This window comes from Nonomuraea sp. NPDC050680, assembly GCF_040654555.1.
Lineage (GTDB): Bacteria > Actinomycetota > Actinomycetes > Streptosporangiales > Streptosporangiaceae > Nonomuraea.
The window spans coordinates 53,745-72,172 of the sequence record NZ_JBFAIF010000026.1; the positions used below are offsets into that span (position 1 = coordinate 53,745).

15 protein-coding genes and 1 pseudogene are annotated in these 18,428 nt (G+C 69.4%); 5 read left to right on the plus strand and 11 right to left on the minus strand.

Annotation, left to right across the window (positions count from 1 at the left end):
* Positions 1–212: 212 nt before the first annotated feature.
* From AB0H88_RS45975 to AB0H88_RS46000, 6 genes and pseudogenes are all read right to left on the minus strand, one after another.
* Positions 213–1,919 carry an NADH-quinone oxidoreductase subunit N gene (locus AB0H88_RS45975; RefSeq protein WP_357655551.1) on the minus strand — a complete coding sequence of 569 codons (1,707 nt, stop codon included), beginning with the start codon at positions 1,917–1,919 and terminating at the stop codon, positions 213–215.
* Positions 1,916–3,727 (minus strand): NADH-quinone oxidoreductase subunit M, encoded by a 1,812-nt coding sequence (locus tag AB0H88_RS45980; RefSeq protein WP_357655554.1) that lies wholly within the window; start codon positions 3,725–3,727, stop codon positions 1,916–1,918. Before AB0H88_RS45980 ends, AB0H88_RS45975 begins: the two co-directional genes overlap by 4 nt.
* Positions 3,724–5,631: an NADH-quinone oxidoreductase subunit L gene (locus AB0H88_RS45985; protein WP_357655557.1), complete on the minus strand. Its 1,908-nt coding sequence runs from the start codon at positions 5,629–5,631 to the stop codon at positions 3,724–3,726. Before AB0H88_RS45985 ends, AB0H88_RS45980 begins: the two co-directional genes overlap by 4 nt.
* Positions 5,632–5,834: 203 nt before the next feature.
* A pseudogene (gene nuoK, locus AB0H88_RS45990) lies at positions 5,835–6,119 on the minus strand (NADH-quinone oxidoreductase subunit NuoK); the annotation flags it as partial.
* Positions 6,119–6,682, minus strand: coding sequence for an NADH-quinone oxidoreductase subunit J (locus AB0H88_RS45995; protein WP_357655559.1), 564 nt, complete (start codon positions 6,680–6,682; stop codon positions 6,119–6,121). The gene AB0H88_RS45995 and the pseudogene nuoK, both read right to left, overlap by 1 nt.
* Complete coding sequence (locus tag AB0H88_RS46000; RefSeq protein WP_357655562.1) at positions 6,679–7,530, minus strand: 4Fe-4S binding protein; 852 nt, start codon at positions 7,528–7,530, stop codon at positions 6,679–6,681. Before AB0H88_RS46000 ends, AB0H88_RS45995 begins: the two co-directional genes overlap by 4 nt.
* Positions 7,531–7,738: 208 nt before the next feature.
* On the opposite strand from AB0H88_RS46000, the gene AB0H88_RS46005 reads away from it, so the two are divergent.
* Positions 7,739–8,938, plus strand: a complete 1,200-nt coding sequence (locus AB0H88_RS46005) for a serine/threonine-protein kinase (protein ID WP_357655564.1) — start codon at positions 7,739–7,741, stop codon at positions 8,936–8,938.
* A gap of 92 nt (positions 8,939–9,030) precedes the next feature.
* Here the strand turns inward: AB0H88_RS46005 and AB0H88_RS46010 are convergent, their stop codons facing one another.
* From AB0H88_RS46010 to ndhC, 5 genes are all read right to left on the minus strand, one after another.
* Complete coding sequence (locus AB0H88_RS46010) at positions 9,031–9,999, minus strand: hypothetical protein (protein WP_357655567.1); 969 nt, start codon at positions 9,997–9,999, stop codon at positions 9,031–9,033.
* Between the two features lie 129 nt (positions 10,000–10,128).
* Entirely contained in the window at positions 10,129–11,070 is a 942-nt protein-coding gene (locus AB0H88_RS46015; protein ID WP_357655569.1) for a complex I subunit 1 family protein, read from the minus strand.
* Positions 11,063–11,596 carry an NADH-quinone oxidoreductase subunit C gene (locus tag AB0H88_RS46020; protein ID WP_357655571.1) on the minus strand — a complete coding sequence of 178 codons (534 nt, stop codon included), beginning with the start codon at positions 11,594–11,596 and terminating at the stop codon, positions 11,063–11,065. The genes AB0H88_RS46015 and AB0H88_RS46020 overlap by 8 nt, the downstream gene beginning before the upstream one ends.
* Entirely contained in the window at positions 11,593–12,072 is a 480-nt protein-coding gene (locus AB0H88_RS46025) for an NADH-quinone oxidoreductase subunit B family protein (RefSeq protein ID WP_357655695.1), read from the minus strand. Before AB0H88_RS46025 ends, AB0H88_RS46020 begins: the two co-directional genes overlap by 4 nt.
* Positions 12,073–12,202: 130 nt before the next feature.
* A complete protein-coding gene (ndhC, locus tag AB0H88_RS46030) occupies positions 12,203–12,574 on the minus strand; it encodes an NADH-quinone oxidoreductase subunit A (protein ID WP_357655572.1) in 372 nt (123 codons plus the stop codon).
* An 85-nt stretch (positions 12,575–12,659) separates the two neighbouring features.
* Between ndhC and AB0H88_RS46035 the strand changes: the two genes are divergently transcribed.
* The 4 genes from AB0H88_RS46035 to AB0H88_RS46050 all read left to right on the plus strand — a co-directional run bounded on the left by AB0H88_RS46035 (position 12,660) and on the right by AB0H88_RS46050 (position 18,404).
* Positions 12,660–14,135 carry a polysaccharide deacetylase family protein gene (locus AB0H88_RS46035; protein WP_357655575.1) on the plus strand — a complete coding sequence of 492 codons (1,476 nt, stop codon included), beginning with the start codon at positions 12,660–12,662 and terminating at the stop codon, positions 14,133–14,135.
* 245 nt (positions 14,136–14,380) lie between these two features.
* On the plus strand, positions 14,381–16,225 hold the full coding sequence (locus tag AB0H88_RS46040; RefSeq protein ID WP_357655578.1) for a 2-oxoacid:acceptor oxidoreductase subunit alpha: 1,845 nt from the start codon (positions 14,381–14,383) through the stop codon (positions 16,223–16,225).
* Positions 16,218–17,264, plus strand: a complete 1,047-nt coding sequence (locus AB0H88_RS46045; protein WP_357655579.1) for a 2-oxoacid:ferredoxin oxidoreductase subunit beta — start codon at positions 16,218–16,220, stop codon at positions 17,262–17,264. Before AB0H88_RS46040 ends, AB0H88_RS46045 begins: the two co-directional genes overlap by 8 nt.
* Before the next feature lie 72 nt (positions 17,265–17,336).
* Positions 17,337–18,404, plus strand: a complete 1,068-nt coding sequence (locus tag AB0H88_RS46050; protein WP_357655582.1) for an acyltransferase — start codon at positions 17,337–17,339, stop codon at positions 18,402–18,404.
* Positions 18,405–18,428: the final 24 nt, after the last annotated feature.

Here is an 18,428-nt window from a genome sequence, read left to right on the forward strand (position 1 = left end):
CACCTGGTCCAACGACGATCCCCCGGTTCATCGTTCCCCGTGGTGCCCGCCCGAGGGCACAGCGCGACCGTATCGCCTGCTCAGCGCGTCGGAACAGCGACACCTCCGCCTGCTCAGCGCGTCGGAACCACGCCCCCTCCGCCTGCTCAGCACGTCGGAACCGCGCCCCCTCCGCCTGCTCACCCAGAGGCGGATCCGCCTCATCTGCTTACTCACCCGGAGGCGGACAGCGAGGTCATCCCCAGCACCAGTTGCGGTGCGACCGAGAACAGCAGCGCCGCCACCACAGCGATCCCGACGGCCACCCAGGCGGCGGGAAGCGCCCGGCGGACACCGGCGGTCACGGGTTCGGCCGGGGTGAACAGCCGGGCCGTCCAGACCACGTAGTAGTACAGGCCGATCACGGTGTTGACGGCCATGACCACCGCGAGCCACCCGGCTCCACCCTCGACGATCTCCCGGAACACCACCACCTTGGCGAACAGCCCCGCCAACCCCGGCGGCAGACCGGCCAGGCAGATCAGGCAGAACGCCAGCGCGATCGCCGCCACCGGGCTGCGGAAGGCGAGGCCGCGGTAGTCGTCCAGTTCGTTGCGCGCGGTCGTCCGCGACATCAGCATGACGACCGCGAATGCACCCAGGTTCATGGCCGCGTAGATGACGAGGTACGCCACGGACGCCCCGACCGCCCCGGCGACCTCCCCCGTCGTGCCAGCCGCACCGACCACGGCACCGGTCACACCAGATGCGCCCGCCGCGCCGCCTGACCCAACCGCGCCGACTGCACCGGCCGCACCCGCGGCACCCGCGGTAAGGCCCGGGGAGGCGGCCATCTCGCCCGTCTGGGCCGTCACCGCGAGCGGGGCCAGGATGTAGCCCGACTGGGCGACCGAGGACCAGGCCAGCAGGCGTACGGCCGAGCGTTGGCGCATGGCCAGGAGGTTGCCGACCGTCATGGTGAGCGCCGCGACGACCGCGATGATGGGCGACCACGTCGATGCCTGGCCGGGCAACGCCGTGACCAGAACGAGGATCAGGCCCGCGAACCCGGCCGCCTTCGAGATCACCGAGAGCAGCGCGGCGACCGGGATCGGCGCGCCCTGGTAGACGTCCGCCGCCCAGGCGTGGAACGGCACCACTGCGATCTTGAACGCGAAGCCCGCCACGACGAACACCAGCCCGACCGTGACCACTCCCGGTAGCCCGTGGCCGGCCGCCAGCAGCGACGAGTATGCCTCCGGCGCCCCCACCCCCGGCGCGGGGGCCTTCCCGCTGAACACCGAGGCGAGACGGGAGAGGTAGACCGTCCCCGCGATCCCGTACAGCAGCGAGACCCCGAACAGCATCACGGCCGTCGACACGACCGAGACCAGGAAGAGCTTGACCGCCGCCTCGGAGGAGCGCCCGTCGTAGCGTTTGAGCGCGGTGAGGGCGAAGACGGGCAGCGAGACCAGTTCCAGAGCCACCACCAGCATGATCAGGTCACGCGAGGCAGGCAGGGTCACCGCGCCGACCAACGTGCACAGCAGCAGGAAATACCACTCACCCGCCGGAATGCCACCCCCGGCCAGCTGGGTCATGGACATCAGCACGACCACGACGCCCGCGACCAGCACCAGCCCGGCGAAGATCAGCGTGAACCGGTCGACCACGAAGGAGCATGCCGGCTCGCTTCCGGGGCCCGCCGCGCCGGCGAGGCTTTCGGGAACGCAGAAGGTAGCCCGCGCTCCGTCACCTCGTACGGCCTGCGCCACGACGAACCCCAGGCCGACGACGACGCCCGCGAGACTGACCAGACCGAGCCCGGTCCTGGTACGTCCCCCGCTGGGGAGGAACGCGTCGAGCATCAGCACGAGCCCGGCCACCAGCGCGAGGACCAAGGGCACCGCGATGACGGAGTAGTCGATCTGCTGGATCATGACAGGGCTCCCAGCAGGGTCTGTACGGCAGGTGTGGTGAGCGAGAGGAGCAGCTTCGGCCAGAGCCCGAACAGCAGAATCAGCACGATCAACGGCACCCAGGCGGCGAACTCGTACCCCTGGATGTCCCGTAGCACCCGCCCGCCGGCACCCCCCTCGCCCTCGGCCGGCCCCGCCGCCCCCGCGACCCGCTCACTGATCGGCGACTCGCCCGCCCACGCAGCCTGCTGACTGTCCGGCGACTCGCCCGCCCACCCAGACCGCTCACTGTCCGGCAACTCTCCCGCCCACCCAGACCGCTCACTGCCCGGCAACTCTCCCGCCCACTCGGACCGCTCACTGTCCGGCAACGCGGACCCGTCGGGTGGCCAGCCGCCCACGCCAGAAGCGCCCGTGCGCGCGATGGCCGGGACCGCCTGGGCGTGTTCGGGGCGCCCATGCGTCACGCGGGACAGCATGACGAGGAAGTACGCCGCCGTCAGCACCGCGCCCAGCCCGCCGATCACCATGAACGTCAGGAACAGCCCCCGAGGCAACCCGGCCGCCGGCTGGAAGGCGCCGAAGAGGGACAGCATCTCTCCCCAGAACCCGGCCAGCCCCGGCACCCCCAGCGAGGCGATGGCCGCGAAGGTCAGCACCGACCCCAGGTGGGGCAGCGTGGCCAGCATGCCGCCACCGAGGGCACGCATGTCGGCCGTGCCGTAGCGCTCCTTGATCGCGCCGGCGAGGAAGAACAGCAGGCCGGTGATGAGGCCGTGGGCGACGTTCGCGAACAGGGCGCCGTTGATGCCCACGGTGGTCAGCGTGGCGAAGCCCAGCAGGACGAAGCCCATGTGGCCCACGGAGGAGTAGGCGATCATGCGCTTGAGATCGCGCTGCGCGAGGCAGGCCAGGGCCCCGTAGACGATGCCGACCACGGCGAACGCCCCCAGCCACGGCGCCACCGCCGCCGCCCCTTCGGGCAGGACGGGGATGGCGATCCTGGCGAAGCCGTACGTGCCCATCTTCAGCAGTACGCCGGCCAGCAGCACCGAGCCGACGGTGGGCGCCTCGGTGTGCGCGTCAGGGAGCCAGGTGTGCAGCGGCCACATGGGCGTCTTGACGGCCAACCCGACGCCGACCGCCACGAACGCGAGGATCTGTACGGCCCTGGGCATGCCCGCGCCGTGTGCCTGGCTGAGGGCGACGATGTCGAGCGTGCCGGTACGCGCCCAGACGAGCAGCAGGCCGAGCAGCATCACGACCGAGCCGAGCAGCGTGTAGAGGATGAACTTGATCGACGCGCTCCGCCGGCCCTTGCCGCCCCAGACGGCGATCAGGAAGTACATCGGGATCAGCACGATCTCGAAGAACACGAAGAACAGCAGCAGGTCGAGCGCGAGGAACGTACCGATCATGCCGACTTCGAGCACAAGCAGGGTGAACACCAGCGCCCGCGGCCGCGCACCCCCCGCTCTCGGTCGCAGCAGCTGGCCGGGGCCGCGCGCGTCTCCCCAGCTCAGATAGACGAAGCAGAGGAACGTCAGGAGGGCGGTCAGCGCGATCAGCGGCAACGAGATGCCGTCGACGGCCAGGTGGAAGTGGATCCCCAGCCCGGGGATCCATTCCCGGTCGACGGCGAACTGCGGCCGCGCCGCCTGCCCGTAGTCGAACGTCGCCACCATCACCACGGCCAGCACCAGCGCGACACCCGACACGACCAGCCCGTAGACCCGCAGCCAGGGGCGCAACACGGCGGGCGACACCAGCAGCAGCAACGCGCCGAGCAGGGGCACCGCCAGCAGCGCCACAGGAAGCCAGCCCGTCATGCGAACACCACCGCCCCCACCACGATCAGGAGGACCCCGGCGAGTACGCCGCTCACATAGAGCTGGACGTTGCCGTTCTGGGCGAGCCGCAGCAGCCCGGACAGCCCTTGCGCGGACCGCCCCGAGCCGCGCACCGCCCCGTCCACGACCACGTCGTCTGTCCTGACCACGAGCCTGGCCAGCGCCAGGGCAGGCCGGACGAACAGGGCGGCGTAGACGCCGTCCACGTAGAACGCCCGCTCGCACGGCACACGCAGGGGGCCGAGCAGGCGGGCCGGGTCGGCAAGAGGGTCGCTGCGCCAGAACGCGTACACCACCCCGGCGCCGAGCAGCGCGAGCACGACGCTGACGGCCGCCACCCCGAGCTCCACATGGAGCCCACCGGCGAACCCGAGGAGCACGGCCGGAACCGAGAGGAGCACGATGGGCACGAGCATCGTCCGTGGCGCCTCGCGGATGTCGACCACGTGGGCCGTGCCGGGCTCGGGCTCGGGGAGCGCCACGATTCTCGCCTCGCCGAAGAAGGTGCGCAGCCAGGCTCTGGTCGCGTACGCCCCGGTGACGGCGACGGTCGCGAGCGCGCAGCCGTACAGCAGCAGGGCGGCGGCATCCGTCAGACCGCCACCCGACAGAGCGCGGTCCATGGTCAGCAGGAGCTCGTCCTTGCTGAAGAAGCCGCTGGCCGGAGGCAGCCCCGCGAGGGCGGCGAACCCGATCGTCATCGTGACGAACGTGACCGGCAGCGCCCGTCTCAGGCCGCCCATCTGGCTCATCAGGTTGGAGCCGACGTGGTGGATGACCGCGCCGGCGCACAGGAACAGCAGCGCCTTGAACGCGCCGTGCGTGAGGAGGTGGAAGATCGCCGCGCTGTCGGAGCCCGCCGCCAGCCCGCCGGCCATGTAGGAGAGCTGGCTGATCGTCGAGTAGGCGAGCACGCGTTTCAGGTCGTCCTGGGCGAGCGCGGCCAGGGCGGCGCCCAGCATGCCGAGGGCGGCCATGACGGCCAGCACGTCGAGCGTGGGACGGGCGCCCTGGAAGGCGGGGAACAGCCGCGCCACGATGAAGATCCCGGCGGCCACCATGGTGGCGGCGTGGATCAGCGCGCTGATGGGGGTCGGGCCCGCCATCGCGTCGGGCAGCCAGGTGTGCAGCGGAACCTGCGCGCTCTTACCCGCCACCCCGGCCAGCAGCAGCATGGTGGCGGTCACCAGCGTGCCCGTGGACATCTCGGGCACCTTCGCCAGCACCTCCGATATCCGGAAGCTGCCCGCGGCGCCGCCGAGCACGAAGATGCCGAACAGGAAGCCGACGTCGCCGAGCCGGGTGACCAGGAACGCCTTGATGGCCGCCCGCGAGTTGCCCTTGTCCTCCCACCAGTGGCCGATGAGCAGGTAGGAGCACAGGCCCATGACCTCCCAGCCCACGTAGAGGACGAGAAGGTCGCCGGCGTAGACGACCAGCAGCATGGCGCTGGTGAACAGGCTGATGAAGGCGCTGTAGGAGGGGTAGCGCGAGTCGTCGTGGAGGTAGCCGACTGAATAGACCTGGACGGCCAGCGCCACGAGGGTCACCAGGACGCCGAGGATGCCGGACAGGTCGTCGGCCTGGAGGGTCAGCGAGATCGGGACGGCGCCGGTGCCGATGGTGCCGTAGGTGCGGCCGACGGCCGGGCCAGGCGTCGCGCCTTCGAGGAAGGCGAAGCCGGGTGTCCAGGCCAGCCAGAGCGCCAGGACCGCGGCGGCGGCCGTGGGCACCACCGCGATCCACGCCGCCCGCGTGTTGGCCGCGGAACCCCCTGAACCCGGTCTGCTCTCCGGGCGCCGGCGCGGCCAGCGCGACAGCAGCAGGCCGGCGAAGGCCGCGACGAAGGGCAGGACGACCGCTAGGAGCGGGAAGACTGTCACAACGCGCCCCCTCGCTTGGCGGGCTCGGCCGTCGTGGCCGAGTCCCCCGCCACCTCGGGCTCGCCCAGCCGACGTGTCGGCGGGTCATCCGACGTGCTGGGAGGTGCGGGATCATCCGGCATGCCGGAGCCTGCTTGGTCGCCTGGCTTACCCGCCGAGTCCGCCGGGGCGTCCGACGTGCCTGGTTCGGACAGGTCGCGGAGCTGGTCGATGTCGACCGTACGGCGGTTGCGGTAGAGGGACAGCACGATCGCGAGCCCCAGCCCGACCTCGGCGGCGGCGATCACGATGATGAACAGCGTGAGCACCTGGCCGCTGTGCAGCCGATCGCCCAGCCACACGTCGAACGCGACCAGGTTGAGGTTGACGGCGTTGAGCATCAGCTCGACCGACATCAGCACGAGGATCGTGTTGCGCCGGGCGAGCACCCCGTAGACGCCGACGGAGAAGAGGAGCGCGGAGACGACCGCCGGGTAGACGATGTGCACTAAGAACCCCCGGTCTGCTCAGGTGGCGAACCCCCGGGTATGTCCGTGCGGGACAGCACGATGGCGCCGATCAGCGCGGCCAGCAGCAGCACCGAGAGCGCCTCGAAAGGCAGCACCCACGTGCTGAACACGCTGGCGCCCAGCTCCTTCGCCGCGCCGGCGCCGGGTTTCAGCGGTGTGTACGCCGTGCGGAAGCCGTCGATCACCATCGTGACCAGGACGGCCGCCGTCGCCACCGCCACCCCGGCCGCCACCCACCGGTTGCCGCTGTCGAGATCGGCGGAGCGGCCGATCGGGGCACGGGTCAGCATGATGCCGAACAGCAGCAGGACCACTACAGCGCCCACATAGATGAGCACCTGGACCCAGGCCACGAACTCGGCGGTCAGCACCAGGTAGCCGCCGGCGAGGGCGCCGAAGGAGACGACCAGCCAGAGGGCGGCGTGGACCAGTTGCCTGGTCGTGACAACGAGCAGCGCGGATCCGACCGCCACCGCACCCAGCAGCAAGAAGACGATCTCTTGCCCGGTGGGTGACAGATAGGAGGGCACCGCCTCGGTCACGAATCCTCCTCGGACTCCCTTGTCTTTTCCGGGTCGAGCCGCCCGGGCGGGCGGATGGATCGAGGATCGGCCATCCGGCGCCCGCGTCGGCTCGTGCCAGAAGTCTGCTCCCCGCGGTCGGGCGGCGACGACGGCCGACCCGAGCCTGTGGAAAACTCTTCGGCAGATGGTCGGCCTGTGGAAGACGGGCCGGTTTCGGTGCCGGGAACCGGTCCGGAGGCGGCATCGGCGGCCGGTCCGGGGGCGGTACTGGAGGCCGGGCCAGAAGCCGCGCCGGGTGCGGGGGCAGAACCCACGCCAGAAGCCGCCCCGGACGCGGGGGCAGAACCACCCACGCCAGAAGCTGGGCCGCTGCGGTCCGCGGCAGGACCCGCGGCGCCAGGGCGGGCGGTGGACGGGCCACGGGCCGGTCGGCGGGCAGCGGTGAGTTCCTTCGGCGGCTCCGCGCCAGGGTCGTGGGCGGGAGGGGGCAGAACCGTGGGAACCCAGGTCGCGAGCCGGTCCTTCTCGTGCAGAAGGTTCCGGATGTCACCCTCGGCGTACTCGAACTCGGGCGACCAGAACAGCGCGTCGAACGGGCACACCTCGATGCAGATCCCGCAGTACATGCACAGGGCGAAGTCGATGGCGAAGCGGTCGAGGACGTTCCGCTGGCGGGGACGTCCCCCCTCAGGGGCCGGGAGGGTCTCCTTGTGCGAGTCGATGTAGATGCACCAGTCAGGGCACTCGCGCGCGCAGAGCATGCAGGAGGTGCAGTTCTCCTCGACCAGGGCGATGACGCCGCGGCTGCGCGGCGGGAGGTCGGGCCTGACCTCGGGATACTGCTGGGTCACGGATTTGCGCAGCATGTGACGAAGAGTGACCGATAGGCCCTTCGCGAGGCCGACTCCCGGTATCCGCGCCATATCAACATCATGTCGCACTTGACCGCGCAGGTGAACGCTCCAGGCCCGTTGTCCCCAAGTTTTCCACAGCTATCCACAGGCTGACCGGAGGTTATCCACAAGATGTGTCCACACCCGATATGTGAAAGTCCTGCGCGATAGTCTTCCCGCCATGTCGTACAGCCAGCCGCCCCGTCCCAGCGGCGGAGCGTGGGCGGCGGCCATCGTGTGGGCGGTGCTGCCGCTGCTGACGTGTGGGCTGGCGACGCCGTTCACGATCGGGTTCGCGGCCTACTGGCTGCGGAGCACGTGGCAGGTCGTCGCGGCTGGTTTCTATGCCATCTGCATCGGCTCGTTCTTGCTGGCGGCCGTGACCTACGCGGAGTACGACGAATTCCCGGACCCACTGTCGGGGTTGGTCACGTTCGCGCTGGCGATCAGCTGGCTGGGCGGGGTCGTCCACTCGGGCATCCTCGTCCCCAAGATGGTCAGGGCCCGCCTCAACAGACCTGTCTACCAGCCTCCCCACCAGCACCGGAGCACTCCGCCGCCCTTCGATCTGCACCAGCGCACCACCGCGCCGAGTCACCAGCGCCGGCCGCACGAGCCCGAGTGGATCGGGCACTACCGGGTGCTCCAGCCGCTCGGGCGGGGCGGGCAGGGCGCGGTCTATCTGGCGATGGCGCCCAACGGCGTACGCGTCGCGGTCAAGGTCCTGCACGACCTCGTGGACGACGTGGCGCGGGCCAGGTTCGCCAGGGAGGTGGACTCGGCGCGCCGGGTGGCGACGTTCTCCACGGCCCGGGTGCTCGACGTCAGCATCACGGGTCAGCACGCCTACATCGTCAGCGAATACGTCGAGGGTCCGTCGCTCGAACATCTCGTACGCAAGTACGGCCCGCGCGACGAGGACAGCCTGACGCGGCTGGCGTTATCCACAGCCGGAGCGCTCGCCGCCATCCACAAGGCGGGGGTTGTCCACCGCGACTTCAAGCCGAGCAACGTGCTGATCGGACCGGACGGGCCGCGAGTGATCGACTTCGGGATCGCGCGGGCGCTCGACCAGATGACGATGACCTCGGGCAAGATGGTCGGCACCCCGCCGTACATGTCGCCCGAGCAACTGTCCGGGGCGCCGGTGGGGCCGCCGTCCGACGTGTTCAGCTGGGCTGTGACGATGATGTTCGCGGCGACGGGGCGGCCGGCGTTCGGGGAGGACACGGTGCCGGCGGTGTTCAACCGGGTGCTCACCTTCCATCCGGACCTCTCGCCGTTACCGCCCGCCCTCCGCGGCATCGCGGGCTCCTGCCTCCACAAGAGCCCCGACGACCGGCCGTCCGCGTCCGACGTGATGCTGGCCATCGTCCACTGACCCGATCCACCCGGACCTGACCCGCCGACGGCCGGTGAGGCGGCCGAGGATGCCGCGATGGACCGCTTTCGGGGTCATACGAGCCGACACGATCAGGGTGTCGCGTCCCGGGAGTTGAGGGTCAGGGCGATGTACTCCTCCCGCGACACCGCATGCACAGCCAGCCTCAGCCCCTGCCGGCGCGCGAAACGATTGGCCGCGTCGGGCAGCCATGGCCCTGGGAGATGGTGCACAGCATCTTCCCGCTTATTCAGGATGACAAGTCCGGATAAATCGTCGTAGTGGTAGAGCAGCAAGCTCACCGCGTCCGCCAGCCCCTCACCGATCCGTATCTTCGGGAGCCGCGCCTTACCCTGGTTGATCTGCAGTTTCTCGTTTGGCGTGACACTGAGGTACACCCCCGTGGCAGAGCCGAGGATCAAGCCATGATCCGCACGCCACCGCTGAACGCGAGCCGACACCGGACGCACGACGAGCAGTAGGGGGCTGAAGCCCACCGCCAGCCACTTGGCCTCCACGACGTCCAAGAGCATCCGGCCGACCGCGGAGATGCCACGCCAGGCCATCCACATACCGGTCGACGCGAGGTACACCATCGCGGCCAGCCCGGCGACGCCGACGCCGATGCTCACCGGTTTGCGGTACCTGAGGAGCAGCGGTGGAGGCTGGCCGTGGAGGCGACGCCAGCCGGGAGCCCGGGCGGCGAGCACGGCGCGTACCCGGTTCGAGGGGAGGCTGCGGGCGTCGATCAGCGGGATGCCGGTTCTCGCCACGAAGTCGGTCAGGTGCGGGAAGTGCCATTCACCCGGCAGGTCGAGGAGCACCAGGCCGTCTTCGTCGAGCGCGGCCAAGCCCTGGACCGCGTGGGTCTTGGGCTTTTTGGACGACACGAGGAACGCCTGGTCGTAGCTGTAGCAGTAAAGCCTCGCGGGTCTCAGCCGTAAGGACTGGCCGGATGCGGTGTCGGTGACCGCCAGCGCGCTGCCGTCCCACGAGATGACGGTCTTGGGGCAGCGTGCCCCAGGATGCGCCCCCGCTACCGGTCGAAGCTGAACGTCCATGACGATCGTCCTCCCCCTAGGCCCCCTAGCCCCCTATCCACATAAGACGGATAAGTCGAAGGTAAAGTTTCGGGGCCCAGGAATGCCCACGTGACGGCCCAAACGACTAATGCGGTGACCACAACCGCACTAAGTGAGGACCTTCACCACGCCCGTTAGTGCCAGTTGCGCCAGCGCCAGTGGCACCAGCACCACCCAGGCCAGTTTCTGCAGTTGGTCCTCGCGCAGCCGGGGAAAGCTCACCCGCAACCAAATCACCAAAAAGGCCAACACGAACACCTTGACCAGCGTCCACACCCACCCGGCCAGCAGCGGGCCGTGCCAGCCGCCCAGGAACAGCACGGTCGTCAGGAACGACAGCACGACGATCCCGACGTACTCCGAGAGCATGAACAGGGCGAACCGCATCCCGGTGTATTCGGTCATCGGCCCCATGATGATCTCGGACTCGGCGATCGGCATGTCGAACGGCGGGCGGCGCAACTCGGCCAGTCCGGCCAGGAAGAACACCACGCCGCCGATGGCCTGCCACGGCAGCCACCACCACTGCCACGCCGACACGATCCCCGGGATGGACAGCGTGCCCGCCGCCATCGCGACGGAGGAGGCCGCCAGCACCAGCGGCAGCTCGTACGACATGAGCTGGGCGGCCGCCCGCATACCGCCGAGCACCGAGTATTTGTTGGCCGACGCCCACCCCGCCATGATCGAGCCGAGCACCCCGATCCCCATCACCGCGAGTACGAAGAACAGCCCGAGATCGAGGTCCACGCCGACGAGGCCCTGGTCGACGGGGATGGCGATCAGGACGAGCAGGTAGGGCACCAGGGCGACGCCCGGGGCGATCATGAAGATGCGCCGGTCGGCCGCGGCCGGGATGACGTCCTCCTTCTGCGCGAACTTCACCCCGTCGGCGATGAGCTGCGCCCAGCCGTGGAAGCCGCCCGCGTACATCGGCCCGAGGCGCGACTGCATGTGCGCCATGACCTTGTGCTCGGTCTGCCCGACGATCAGCGGCAGCACGAGGAACACGACGAGAATGGCGGCGAAGCGCAGCACCACGTCAAGCATCGGGTGTCCCCCAGTCGGCGGGTACGCCGGGCGGCAGCGTCTTGCGCCGGCTCGGCGAGCCGTGCCCCGATTCGCCGGGCTCCTTGGCTCCCGGCCAGGGCTTGGCGACCCGGGCGGCGAGAATGAAGTCCTTGCGCAGCGGATGCCCCTCGAACCCGTCGGGCAGCAGCAGCGGCACCAGGTAGGGGTGGCCGTCGAAGAGCACCCCGAACATCTCGTACGTCTCGCGCTCGTGCCAGTTGGCGCCCCGGTAGACGCCCACGGCCGAGGGCAGCCGCGGATCGGCGCGCGGCACCCGGGTGCGGACGAGCACGCGCTCGCACGACTCGGGGTCGTAGACATGGGCGACCACGAAGAACCCGTCGGGCGGATCGTCGACCCCGGTCAGCCAGTCGAAGAAGGTGTGGCCGGAGTCCCTGAGGAAGGTCAGGACCTCGATCCAGTCGGCCGTGGCGACGTCGACGGTGGTCTCGCCGAAGGACGTCGAGACCGAGACCCGCTCACCGAACCGCTCCTCAAGCGTCACAACTCTCCCCCGCCCGATTCCCCGTGCGAGCGGGACCAGACGTAACGGTCGCTGAGCCGCTCCGCCGCGATCTTCTCCTGGAGCTTCATGATCCCGTGGAGCAACGCCTCAGGCCTGGGCGGGCACCCGGGCACATAGACGTCCACGGGAATGATCTGATCGACGCCGTTCGTGACGCAGTAGGAGTCCCAGTAGGGGCCGCCGGTGTTGGAGCAGGCGCCGAACGAGATCACGTACTTCGGGTCGGGCATCTGCTCATAGAGACGCTTGACCGCGGGGGCCATCTTGTCGGTGACGGTGCCCGAGACGATCATCAGGTCGGCCTGGCGCGGCCCGTTGGCGAACGGGATCACCCCGAAGCGGATGAAGTCGTGGCGGCTCATCGAGGTCGCGATGAACTCGATCGCGCAGCAGGCGAGCCCGAAGTTGAACACCCACAGCGAATATCGCCGCCCCCAGTTGAGGACGAAGCGCATCGGCTTGGGCGCCAAGCGCGAGATCGGCCCCACTGTGGGCATCGGGAGATCCGTGGCTGCCATACGACCATTGTCCCTCGCGATCTCCCCCAGGAGTAGAGAGTCCCCGGGTGATCGACCGAAAAACAACCTAAGTCCAGGCGAGTACGCGCTTCCGCCAGGCATAGAGGATGCCGAGCGCGATGAACCCCAGGAAGACGAACATCTCCACGAGCGTCGTCAGCCCGTATCCCGGCGCGTCGAAGACCGTGGCCCACGGGAAGAGGAAGACGGCGTCCACGGCGAAGACCACGTACAGGTAGGTGAAGACGTAGTAGCGCACCTGAGACTGGGCCCAGCCGTCGCCGACGGGGTCGACGCCGCACTCGTAGGTGGTCAGCTTCTCGGCCGTCGGCCTGGTCGGGCGCAGGAGGCGGTTGATCAGGAGGGCCCCGGCGACGATGGCCACGCCGATCACCAGCAGCGCGGCGACCAGCACGTAGGACCCGAAGTAGCCGTCCATGTCCTGATCGTAACCCAGTCAAAGCTCCGTCCCTATCACCCCAAAACGGGGTAAACCACGTGATCTCCCCCATAACCTGGCGCTCATGCGCAAAAAGCGATTCTTCGGAGGAATCGCGCTGCTAGTCCTCTCCGCGGCAGGTGGGGGGCTGGCCGCCACCGCCTCCCCCGAGCACGACGTCATGGTCCCCGCGGAGCCGACCATGATCGACTTTGTCGACCCGGCGACCGTGGACGGTCTGGGGACCAGGAACCTGGGCGGGGACGAGGGCGAGGACGCGGGTCGCTATGTGCACCTCGCCTACCCCCGGCTGCCGAACGCCCCCCGCCTCAACGCGGCGCTGCGCGGCGAGGCCGAGCGCGTGCTGCGCGGCTTCCGCTACGCCACCAGGTTCGACGCGGCGCGACCCCGCCCCGAGCTGAACATGGACTGGCAGCTCACCGCCGCCTCCAGCGAGATCGTCGGGGTACGGCTGCGCGCCGGCGAGTCCCTCGGCGACGGCTGGAGCAACTCCACCCGGACCCTCTGGTACGACCGCAAGACCGGCCAGGCGACCGGCTCGACGGGCCTGCTCGACGGGCAGAGCGCGCTGTACGACCTCACGCGACTGGTCAGGAGTCAGCTCGACAAGCGCGGCACCCCGACGATCGCCCACGAGTTGACGGGCGACCAGTTCGACTCGATGGCCTTCAACCATGACGGGGATCTGGTGGTGGAGTTCGACGACTGCCAGATCGGGCCGTGCTCCCTCGGTCGCGTGGCCGTGGCCGTACCCGCCCGGCAGGCAGGCCCCCTGCTGTCGTCGACCGGACGGACCGCTCAGCATGCCGTACGGACGGCCGCCGAGCAGGAGCCCCCGACCGTGCCGAAGACGGTCCCGACGCCCAGCCCGGAGGCGGCCAGCAACCAGGCGGGCTCGGTCGACTGCGCCGAGACCAAGTGCGTCGCGCTGACCTTCGACGACGGGCCCGGCCCCGAAACGCCTCGGCTGCTCGACACGCTGCACGAGGAGAAGGCGCGGGCCACCTTCTTCACCATCGGCATCAACGCCGCCGCCCGGCCGGATCTGGTGCGCAGGATGAGTGCCGAGGGGCATCTGGTGGCCAACCACACCTGGGCGCACCGGGACCTGTCGCAGCTGCCGACCAGCAAGATCGCCGATTCGCTCGGCCGTACCCAGGACGCCATTGCGGCCACCATCGGCGAGCGGCCCACGCTGTTGCGCGCGCCTTACGGAGCGGTGAGCGAGGACGTCACGGACGTGGCGGGACAGATGGGCCTCGCCATCGTCGGCTGGGACGTCGACGCGGGTGACGGGCGCGTGGACGACGCCAAGACGATCACCGGCCGGGTGACCGGGCAGGTGCGCGCCGGGAGCATCGTGCTCATGCACAACGTCAACAAGACGATCGTGGACGCGGTTCCGGACATCGTCAAAAGATTGCGCGGGAAGGGTTACACCCTCGTGACTGTTCCGGAGTTGTACGGAACAGCAGGGATGCAGGCAGGACGCCTTTACCGGTCGGGGTCGGAGAGCACGCCGCATCGCCCCCAGACGTAGGCCACGCCTTGGGGGGACGTATAGTTGGCGCTCGTGACCCGAACAGTCCTCTTCGCACGGCTGCACGTAGACCTGTGCACAATCGCCGGCGGGCTGTGTCACCCCTAGTGGTTCTCCGGTAGCCCCTGATTGCCTCCGCGTTTACCCGCATTATGTGGCGAGGAAACGTGTTGAACCTCGCGAGGATCTAGCATGGAAACTGAGAACGCGCCCACAGCCACCGGCGCGTCGAGGAGGACTGAGCTGTGACGAAGCAGGTCCAGCAACTCGACCGCGTGATCATCCGATTCGCCGGAGACTCCGGTGACGGCATGCAGCTCACGGGCGACCGCTTCACCGCGGGCACCGCGGAGTTCGGCAACGACCTGTCGACGCTGCCCAACTTCCCCGCCGAGATCCGCGCCCCCGCAGGCACGCTCCCCGGTGTGTCGAGCTTTCAGCTGCATTTCGCCGACCATGACATCCTGACGCCGGGTGACGCCCCCAACGTGCTCGTCGCGATGAACCCGGCGGCGCTCAAGGCCAACCTGGGCGACCTGCCCCGCGGCGCCGACATCATCGCCAACATCGACGAGTTCACCAAGCGCAACCTGCAGAAGGTCGGCTACGCGGCCAACCCGCTGGAGGACGACTCGCTCAACGAGTGGCGCGTCCACGCGGTGGCGCTGACCTCGCTGACGGTCAAGGCGCTCGAAGGCTTCGAGCTGTCCAAGAAGGACGCCGAGCGTTCGAAGAACATGTTCGCGCTGGGCCTGCTCTCGTGGCTGTACCACCGGCCGACCGAGCACACGGTCAAGTTCCTGGAGCAGAAGTTCGCCAAGAAGCCGGAGATCGCCAAGGCCAACATCGCGGCCTTCCAGGCGGGCTGGAACTACGGCGAGACCACCGAGGCGTTCTCGGTCTCCTACGAGGTGAAGCCGGCCCAGCTGGCGCCCGGCGTCTACCGCAACATCTCGGGCAACCAGGCCCTGGCCTACGGCCTCATCGCCGCGAGCGTGCAGGCGAAGCTGCCGCTGTTCCTCGGCTCCTACCCGATCACGCCGGCCAGCGACATCCTGCACGAGCTGTCCAAGCACAAGCGGTTCGGCGTCCGCACCTTCCAGGCGGAGGACGAGATCGCGGGTGTCGGCGCGGCGCTGGGCGCGGCGTTCGGCGGCGCGCTGGGCGTGACCACGACGTCGGGGCCCGGTGTGGCGCTGAAGGCCGAGACCGTCGGCCTCGCGGTCACCACGGAGCTGCCGCTGCTCATCGTCGACGTGCAGCGGGCGGGTCCGAGCACCGGCATGCCGACCAAGACCGAGCAGACCGACCTGCTGATGGCCATGTTCGGCCGCAACGGCGAGTCTCCGCTGCCGATCGTGGCGCCGATGTCGCCGAGCGACTGCTTCGATGCCGCCATCGAGGCGGCGCGGATCGCGGTCAAGTACCGCACCCCGGTCATGCTGCTGTCGGACGGCTACCTGGCCAACGGCTCCGAGCCGTGGCGCCTGCCGGAGGTGTCCGAACTACCCGACATCTCCCAGGAGTTCACCACGGCGCCGAACGGCGACGACGGCGAGTTCCTGCCGTTCAAGCGCGACACCGACACGCTCGCCCGCCCGTGGGCCATCCCCGGCACGCCGGGCCTGGAGCACCGGATCGGCGGCATCGAGAAGGCCGACGGCACGGGCAATATCAGCTACGACCCGAACAACCACGACCTGATGGTCAGGACCCGGGCCGCCAAGATCGCCGGGGTCGACGTACCCGACCTTGAGGTCGACGACGCCGACGGCGACGCCAAGGTGCTGGTGCTGGGCTGGGGTTCGACCTACGGCCCGATCGCGGCGGCCGTACGCCGCATCAGGAAGAGCGGCGGCAAGGTCGCGCAGGCGCACCTGCGCCACCTCAACCCCCTGCCCGCCAACACCGGCGAGGTGCTCAAGAGCTACGACAAGGTGCTGCTGCCCGAGATCAACCTGGGCCAGCTCGCGCTGCTGCTGCGGGCGCGCTTCCTCGTCGACATCATCAGCTACAACCGTGTGCGCGGGCTTCCGTTCAAGGCCGAGGAGCTGGCCGGAGTCATCCAGGACGTGATCGACAGTGACTGAGCTGATCAATGGGAAGGGCCTCTCGCTCGTCCCCAAGACGGACACCAAGCAGGGCCTGAAGGACTTCAAGTCCGACCAGGAGGTGCGCTGGTGCCCCGGTTGCGGTGACTACGCGATCCTGGCCGCCGTGCAGAGCTTCCTGCCGGAGCTCGGGCTCAAGCGCGAGAACATCGTGTTCGTCTCCGGGATCGGCTGCTCCTCCCGCTTCCCGTACTACCTCAACACCTACGGCTTCCACTCGATCCACGGCCGCGCGCCGGCGATCGCGACCGGGCTCGCCGCGAGCCGGCCCGACCTGTCGGTGTGGGTGATCACGGGTGACGGTGACGCGCTGTCGATCGGCGGCAACCACCTGATCCACGCGCTGCGCCGCAACGTCAACCTCAACATCCTGCTGTTCAACAACAGGATCTACGGTCTGACCAAGGGCCAGTACTCCCCCACCTCGGAAGTCGGCAAGATCACCAAGTCGACGCCGATGGGCTCGCTGGACAAGCCGTTCAACCCGATCTCGCTGGCCATCGGCGCCGAGGCGTCCTTCGTGGCCAGGACGATCGACTCCGACCGCAAGCACCTGCAGTCGGTGCTGCGCGAGGCCACCGCCCACCGCGGCACCTCGCTGGTGGAGATCTACCAGAACTGCAACATCTTCAACGACAACGCCTTCGAACAGCTCAAGGATCCGGAGATCCGCGACGACATCACGCTGCGGCTGGAGCACGGGCAGCCGATCGTGTCGGCGTCGAAGGCGGTCGTCAGGGCGGCGAACGGCGGCATCGAGGTGGCCGACCGCGCCTCGGTGAGCGCCGACCAGATCCTGGTGCACGACGCGCACCACCCCGACCCGTCGCTGGCCTTCGCGCTGTCGCGGCTGGACGAGCCCGCGTTCGAGCACGTGCCGATCGGCATCTTCCGCTCGATCGACCGGCCCGCGTACGACGTGCTGATGGCCGAGCAGATGGAGGAGGCCGTGGCGCAGAAGGGCTCCGGCGACCTCAGCGAGCTGCTCATGGGTGGAGACACCTGGCGCATCGGCTGAAATCCTGGGTAACGCAGCTCCTTCGCGAACCGATACACATCAGATGCATCGGACTCGCGGGGGAGCTGCGGAGTGGCCGAAGCGCACAACGGGCCTAATCTATCTCGGCTGAACGCCTTCAACCTGCTGCGCCTCCTGGGAGCGCTCGCGGTCATCGTGGAGCACAGCTGGGTGCTGACCGGCCACGGGACACCGCTGACCCCGGACAGCGGGATCGGCGTCGGCGGCATAGGCGTCGGGGTCTTCTTCCTCATCAGCGGCTACCTGATCAGCACGAGCTGGCTGTCCGATCCGTCGGTACGCCGCTACACGCTCCGCCGGGCGCTGCGCATCTATCCCGCGTACGCGCTCGTCGTCGTCGCCACGGCCCTGCTGCTCGGGCCCTTGGTCAGCGCGCTGCCCGCCGCCTCCTACTTCTCCAGCTCCGGCGCCTGGAGCTACATCGCCAGAGGGCTGCTCATCCAGCCGGTGAGCTACGCGCTGCCCGGCGTCTTCCAGGGGCTCCCCTACCCGGGCGCGGTCAACGGGTCGCTCTGGACGATCTGGGTGGAGGTGCTCTGCTACGTCGGCGTGGCCGTCATGGGTCTGCTGGGGCTGCTGCGCCGCCGAACCGTCCTGGTGGGGCTGGTGCTGCTCGCGCTGGCCGCCGCCTCGGTCGTCCACCTCACCGGCTACTCCGGTCCGCTCATCCCCCTGGTGGTGTCGGCCTACGCCGCGCAGCCCGTGGCGTTCTTCGCGCTGGGCATGCTCATCCGGGAGCTGCGCTGGGTCCCGTCGCTCTGGCTGACGGTCCCCGTGGTCCTCGCGTGGTGGCTGCTGTGGGGCACGCCGGTGGCCAATCTGGCGGCGATCGCGGCCGTCACCTGCCTCACGTTCCTCATCGCCTTCCGCGCGCCGGCGTGGCTGCACCGGCCCACCGGCTCCTACGACCTGTCGTACGGGACCTACCTGCTGGCCTTCCCCGCCCAGCAGGTGCTGGTCCAGTACGGGCTCCGGGCGCCCGCGCTCGTGTTGCTGGCCACGGTCGGCATCGTGCTGCCGCTGGCCGCGCTGAGCTGGCGACTGGTCGAGCGGCCCGCGCTGCGTCTGCGGCAGCGCAAGCCCGTCCCGGTCCCGGTCCCGGTCTCGGAGATTTCTTAGCGCGGCTTCGCCCGCACCGCGGTC